The organism is Candidatus Methanodesulfokora washburnensis (genome assembly GCF_003947435.1).
Taxonomy (GTDB): domain Archaea; phylum Korarchaeota; class Korarchaeia; order Korarchaeales; family Korarchaeaceae; genus Methanodesulfokora; species Methanodesulfokora washburnensis.
The window spans coordinates 20,911-27,621 of the sequence record NZ_RCOS01000109.1; the positions used below are offsets into that span (position 1 = coordinate 20,911).

A 6,711-nucleotide genomic window follows, 5' to 3' on the forward strand; every position below is an offset into this window, starting at 1 on the left:
ATCTTATCATTAATGCCCAAACGGCTGATAATCTTATTCCTGCTCCTGTTTCAGACAGCGAGCATATCAGCATATCCTCCTATATCCGAGTTCCCCTCCCCATTTTTGGGGAATTGGAGCTCCTATAATGGATATCTAATCCCAAAAACTGCGATAATAATAGGGTCAAGGGCTGACCCGCTGGATCTTCATACTGCAAACATAATAGCAGATGCCCTGAAGCAGGAGGTTAATGTGAGCTTTGAGATTCCAACTCCAAGCTATGTCCTAGTTAAAACTGTGTACTCCATCATAAACTCAACAGATGGAGTTCCCTTTGTATCCACGAAGAACATAGCCGGGAAGATATATGAGCTCAACGAGAGCTGCGTGAACGAGAGCTATATCTTGGTTCCTCTGACAAATATAACGATGTATCCTGCAAAGTTCTCCTATCTCCTTGGAAGGGCAAATGAGTCAAGGTATATCTCAGGGGACAGGATAGTCTTCTACACAGGGATGCTCGAGCTCAGGAACGGGAGCAACTACTTTATTCCATGGCTTGGATACAACATATCAGTGGTCAGTGTTGTTGTAAAAAGTAATACTGATTATGAAATAAGGATGAAGATAAGAGGGAATGGACTGTATGCTCTGGTGACGATAAACCCAAGCACGATGGCAGGAGGCTTTCAGTTCCCGGGATCAGGAAATGTCATCATGGTAGAGAAGCCAAGCATAGAAGGACAGGGGCTAAAGGGAACGCCCTTCTTTAAAATAGAGAATGATCCATCCCACTTTCTCCCAATTCCAGGATTTAATGTGGTGTATGTCAATATAACATCCTTAAGAATTCCGGGATTTGCCCTTATGAGGAACATAACTAATCCATGGCCCTCAATCGAGAATGCCACGATCTTTCTGGCTGATAAGCCATACAGGGGATATGCTGTATTCTTCTCAAGTGCGGATAATTACTCATACTACATACCTTTTAAAGCACTTGGCTATCTGGTGAGATACCAGAGGCTGTACATCTTCAACAACTCCGGCACGTGGAGCTTTAATGAAGCCAGACAGATAGGCTGTCATGTATACCTGATGACATGTATTGGAAGAACCTATTATACACCTCAATGTCCTCTTGTTGGCAGCAGAACGCTGGAGGAATGTTACCAAGGATGTGAAGGTATGGCAGGATTGTACAAAGTTGAGAGAACTGAATATTTGTTCACTGGTGCTTGTGGAGGGCCTGTCAAGCTGTACAGCACTGTGACAAGATCAATATCGATATCAGTGCCCATCTACAGGGATTCCCAGGTCTTCAAAAATGGTGTTCTCGATCCATCTTTGAGGAATACAAATCTCATATTGATAGGTGGTCCTGATGTAAATTCTGTCGTGGCTTACCTTCAGGCAAGAGGATATCTGAATGCGACTTTCATCAGAAATAAAAGCATATATGTGAAGTTCGGCAATGAGACCTTCAATACCAGCTACCTGATATCCAAGGCATATGAAATGGGAGTTCCAAATGGCTCAATAGATTTCAATAGGATAGTGAGGCTTGACCAAGGAATAGGCGTGATAGAGTACTCAAACAGAAACCCTTGGGGGAATGGAAGCATTCTTGTAGTCGCTGGAACAGACAGATACGGTACTCTCTCCGCAGGTCTTGCTCTCGTTAGATCGAGTCTGTTCAAGCAGTCCGAGTTCATGTACTATATAGCGGGTAGGTCGAACTATCCCAACATATTACTAACTCTTGGAATAAGGTCTCCTCTCACAAAGGAGATGTATCCTTACAGGATCATAACAGTTGTGCCGAGAAAGCCTTGAATTCTTATATAGAGTTATTGCTCTTTTCAACGCAGGGACTTTATGAGAAGGGTTTTTGTTGGTTTGATCAGAGCTAAAAGGAGGGTTAGAGTTGGAAGAATATCTGTGAGACGGGTAAAAGAGGATAAAGTAGGTGATTAAATGGCTGTGAGAGTTAAACTGAGGATTTGCTTGGATAATAAGGTTGTCTCTACGAATGCCCTAGTGAATAGTGGATATGAGGCTGATACGCCTCAGCTCATGATTCCCATGGTTCTGGCCAAATATCTCGGTCTATGGCCTCCGGAAAGTGCAGAGAAAGATGTCTTCGACACTACTGGTGGTCCTCTTAGTGTTTGGATATACAGAAATGCGGCGGATGTTGTTGTAGCGTCCTCTGAGGAAGAGAAGTTAAAGAAGGTGAGAGCAGACATAGTGATATCAGCTCTATATTGATGAAGTAATAATAAGTGATATTCTGGCTGGGGAGCTTGGAATAGCCATCGAAGATCCTGCATCCGGGTTGTGGAGATTCAGATGGGAGCCAAAAGATAGTCTAAGGGAACTGAGAGGCCTCAAAAGTGGAAATAGCATGTGAATTCAGCCAAGTAGTTCATGTTAGCTAAGAAAGATTGTTATAGGCTATTTTCTTTTCTCCTATCACCTCCTTAGCTTCTCTAATAGTTTTCCTTCCATAGATCCTCTTTACTAGAGCTGGCTTTCTAATTCTCCCATTCCCATGGCTTTTCTGAGAAGATCCACAGCTTCCATAGCCTCCTTAATTGAGGTCTCATCCTCTAATGTTGTCATATCCCCAAGAGGCATGTTGCTAACCACGGCTCTCAAGAGTCTCCTCATTATCTTCCCACTTCTCGTCTTTGGAAGCTTGGAAACAAAATAGAGCTCACTCGGAGAAGCTATGGGTCCAACAGTTTTTCCAACCCATCTTATTAGCTCGGTTCTCAGACTATCGGAGGGATTAAAGCCAGGTTTTAGCGTCACAAATGCCACTATTGTCTCTCCTCTTACTGGATCAGGCTTACCGGTAACAGCAGCTTCTGCAACAGCCTCGTGCATTACAAGAGCACTTTCTACCTCTGTCGTGCCTATTCTATGGCCTGCAACTTTGAGAACCTCATCTGCCCTTCCCAAAAGCCATATGTACCCATCATCGTCCTTCATCGCATAATCTCCGGTGTAATACACAGCAGGAGGATCAAAGTAGAAGTTAAGATTATTTTGCCCAAATTTAGACCAGTAGATGCTCTTATAGCTCTCAGGATCTCCCCATAGGGTTGTGAGCATGCCTGGCCATGGACCAAGTATCACGAGATATCCCTTCTCATAGGGTTTTGCCGGTTTTCCGCTCTCATCCACTACCTCTGCATGCACTCCTGGAAGAGGAAGCGTTGCAGATCCCGGTTTCAGAGGGACAAGCTCTATTCCAGGGGCTGGACTTATCATTATCCCCCCTGTCTCAGTCTGCCACCATGTGTCAACTATGGGGCATCTTCCCCCTCCAATGACCTTCTGATACCATCTCCAAGCCTCGGGATTTATGGGCTCTCCCACGGTGCCGAGAAGCCTAAGGGATGAGAGGTCATGCCTTCTTGCCCAATCCTCTCCAAATCTCATGTGCATTCTTATTGCTGTTGGTGTTGTATAGAATATTGAAACAGAGTATCTTTCAATTATCTCCCACCACCTGTCAGGAGCTGGATAGTCCGGTGCACCTTCATACATCACAGAAGTAGCTCCATGAAGCAGGGGGCCGTAGACAACATAAGAGTGTCCCGTAACCCATCCTATATCGGCTGTGCACCAGTAGATATCCTCGGGCTTTATGTCAAAAACCCACTTCATTGTCACATAAAGCCATACTAGATAGCCTCCTGTGTCATGTACAACGCCCTTAGGCCTTCCTGTTGTTCCAGATGTATAAAGTATATAGAGAGGATGTTCGCTCTCCAACGGCACTGCTTGGGAATTGAGGGAGTTTTCCCTCATCAGATCATCCCACCAGAAGTCCCTTCCCTCCTTCATCTCAACATCGGATCCAGTTCTTCTCAGAACTACTACATTTTGAATGCTTGGAATTTTCGCAAGAGCCTCATCAGCAGTCTTCTTCAGCTGGACTATTCTTCCTCTCCTATATGCTCCATCTGCTGTGATCAGAATCTTGGCTCCAGAATCCCTTATCCTCACAGCTAAGGCCTCTGAGCTGAAGCCAGAGAATACCACGCTGTGAATAGCTCCTATTCTAGCACAGGCCAGCATTGCTACTGGAAGCTCTGGAACCATTGGCATGTATATGGCAACTCTATCTCCTTTTTTCACTCCTAAATCCTTAAGGACATTGGAGAACTTGCAGACTTCCCTCCAGAGATCTAAATATGTTAAAACCCTCCTGTCCCCCGGTTCTCCCTCCCAGAAAATTGCTACCTTGTTCCTGTTTCCTGTCTTTACATGGACATCAAGACAGTTGAAGGAGGCATTTATGAGTCCTCCTGCAAACCATCTTGCAAAAGGAGGATTCCACTCAAGAACTCTCTCCCATGTCTTGAACCAGTAAAGATTTCTGGCTATATCGCTCCAGAAGTTTTCAGGGTCTCTTAAGGCCAGCTCCTGCATTTGTCTTAACTTGTGGCCATAGGAGGCTCTTTTAGCCTCCTCCATATACAGCTTAGTCGCCTCGGACATAGCCTACCCTTCTCTCGGAAACTATATAATTATTTTGTGTAATAAACAGCTATAGATGTTATTTATAGCTACATATAGCTACAAATTTCAACGCAAAAAGTTTAATAACGTATCCTTGCAATCCTCTGACCAATGGCACTAACATCAGCACAGTTAGAGATACTTCATGCTTTAATAAAATTATATAATACTAGAGGAAAGGGTATCAAGAGCAGCGAGCTTGCTCATCATCTTGGCAGGCATGAGGTCAGTGTTAGAAGACTTCTATCTGTGATGAAGGGACTTGGTCTCGTTCAATCCAGAGTTGGACCTGGAGGAGGATACTTGCCCACTCTTAAGGCTCTTGAGCTTGTAAAGTCTCCTCCGATCCCTGTGGACACAGGATCTCTAAGGCTTGTTAGGGAGGGAGTAAGGACTGATATTACTGCTATAGAGATAGATCTCCTAGATGTGAGTGGAACAACAGGATATAGGGCAATAATAAGAGCTGCTGGGGACTTCTCTGAGGTAAAAGTTGGGGATTACATAAGAGTAGGCCCTACAGCTTTCGGAAGGCTAGTGGTAGAGGGAAAAATCCTGAAGATAGACAGAGAAAACGGAGAGATATTGATAGATGTTGCCACGATGTTCAGCATACCCAAGCTCAGGGTTGGAGATGTCATGTCAAGAAATCTGATAACGATAGATCCAGACAAGACTGTTAAGGAGGCAGCAGAGATCCTCTACAAGCACGACATAAGAGCTCTTCCTGTAGTAAAAGATGGAGAAATAGCGGGGCTTATGCTATCAAAGGATGTTCTTCATTTGCTAGCTAAAGGAAAAGGGGAAGAGAAAGTGGGAGATGTTGTCAGAAAGGAGTACTTCACTGTGCTCGAGGAAGATGATATTGTAGAAGCTATCTCTAAGATGACAAAACACAAAACAGGAAGACTTATAGTCACCGACAGAAGAGGAAAGCCTATCGGCATAGTCACAAGGACTGACCTTCTCTCAAGATTTGGTGAGGCATTTCAGCAGTCAGATTGATAGCCTCCTGCTATTCTGAGCAATTTTAGAGATCCTTTCAAGCATTATCTTCCTTTCCACGGATGCTATAAGCCTTCTTGTTCCAATTACAGCATCAGGATTCACGCTCACACTATCTATGCCGCATCTTACTAAGAACTCTGTGAACTCGGGATAGACGCTTGGTGCTTGTCCGCATATGCTGACTGTCCTCCCATGCTTATGTGCAACTTTTATCAGGTGTGCTATTGCCCTTCTGACAGCCGGATCCCTCTCATCAAAGTATCTCTTGTCCAGCTTCGGGAGTATTTGGCTGTCCCTATCCGTGCCCAGTATGAGCTGAGTTAGATCATTGCTCCCTATGCTGAACCCATCGAAATACTTGGAGAACTCCTCTGCTAGAAATATAACACTGGGAACTTCTGCCATTGCCCATATCTTGAAATCTCTTCCGCTTTTCAAGCCTTCTTCAGCCATTATCTCAAGAACTCTCTCCACTTCCCACGTGGTTCTGACAAAGGGAAGCATTACATGAACATTCGTAAGACCCTGTTCCTCCCTCACCCTTCTGATAGCTCTGCACTCAAGCCTAAAGGCCTCCTCATACTGCGGGCTTATATACCTGCTGACGCCTCTCCAGCCGAGCATCGGATTGTCCTCATGGGGCTCATACTTATTTCCTCCTCCAAGCTCCCTATACTCATTTGTCTTGAAGTCACTAAATCTCACAACAACAGGCCTTGGAAATATCTCCCTAGCTACAAGGGAGATGCCATCCGCCATCCCGCTTATGAACTTCTCCTGCTTTCCCATCTCTATTAAGTAGAGGGGATGTTCTCCTATATAGCTGGCTAATATAAACTCCACTCTCATGAGACCTATTCCATCAAATGGGAGCTTACTGTACTCCTTTATCTTCTCCGGAACTCCTAGATTCATGTAAACTTTTGTCCCAGTGGGTATCCACTCTACAACAATTTCCTCTTCCTTCTTCGGCTTTAGGAGTCCCTCTACTTCACCTAAGTAAACAACTCCTCTAGTGGCATCAACTGTGTAGATCTCCCCTGTTTTCAGCAGCTCTGTCGCCCTTCCTGTTCCGACAATACATGGTATTCCGAGCTCCCTGCTCACTATTGCAGCATGGCATGTCATTCCTCCTTCATCCGTCACTATGGCACCAGCCAATCTCATATAAGGAACCCAGTCCGG

5 protein-coding genes are annotated in these 6,711 nt (G+C 44.8%); 3 read left to right on the forward strand and 2 right to left on the reverse strand.

Annotated features, from left to right (window positions below; genetic code table 11):
* Positions 1 to 12 precede the first annotated feature (12 nt).
* Both D6D85_RS09090 and D6D85_RS16690 read left to right on the forward strand, forming a co-directional pair.
* Complete coding sequence (locus tag D6D85_RS09090; RefSeq protein ID WP_125671739.1) at positions 13 to 1,818, forward strand: hypothetical protein; 1,806 nt, start codon at positions 13 to 15, stop codon at positions 1,816 to 1,818.
* Between the two features lie 141 nt (positions 1,819 to 1,959).
* Positions 1,960 to 2,253 (forward strand): hypothetical protein, encoded by a 294-nt coding sequence (locus D6D85_RS16690; protein WP_202617273.1) that lies wholly within the window; start codon positions 1,960 to 1,962, stop codon positions 2,251 to 2,253.
* A 252-nt stretch (positions 2,254 to 2,505) separates the two neighbouring features.
* Here D6D85_RS16690 and acs read toward each other — a convergent pair whose 3' ends face one another.
* Entirely contained in the window at positions 2,506 to 4,497 is a 1,992-nt protein-coding gene (acs, locus tag D6D85_RS09095) for an acetate--CoA ligase (protein ID WP_125671740.1), read from the reverse strand.
* Between the two features lie 132 nt (positions 4,498 to 4,629).
* Between acs and D6D85_RS09100 the strand changes: the two genes are divergently transcribed.
* A complete protein-coding gene (locus D6D85_RS09100) occupies positions 4,630 to 5,523 on the forward strand; it encodes a CBS domain-containing protein (RefSeq protein WP_125671741.1) in 894 nt (297 codons plus the stop codon).
* Here D6D85_RS09100 and D6D85_RS09105 read toward each other — a convergent pair.
* A partial coding sequence (locus D6D85_RS09105) for a putative PEP-binding protein (protein WP_237558808.1) occupies positions 5,515 to 6,711 on the reverse strand: 1,197 nt, incomplete at its 5' end. The genes D6D85_RS09100 and D6D85_RS09105 overlap by 9 nt on opposite strands.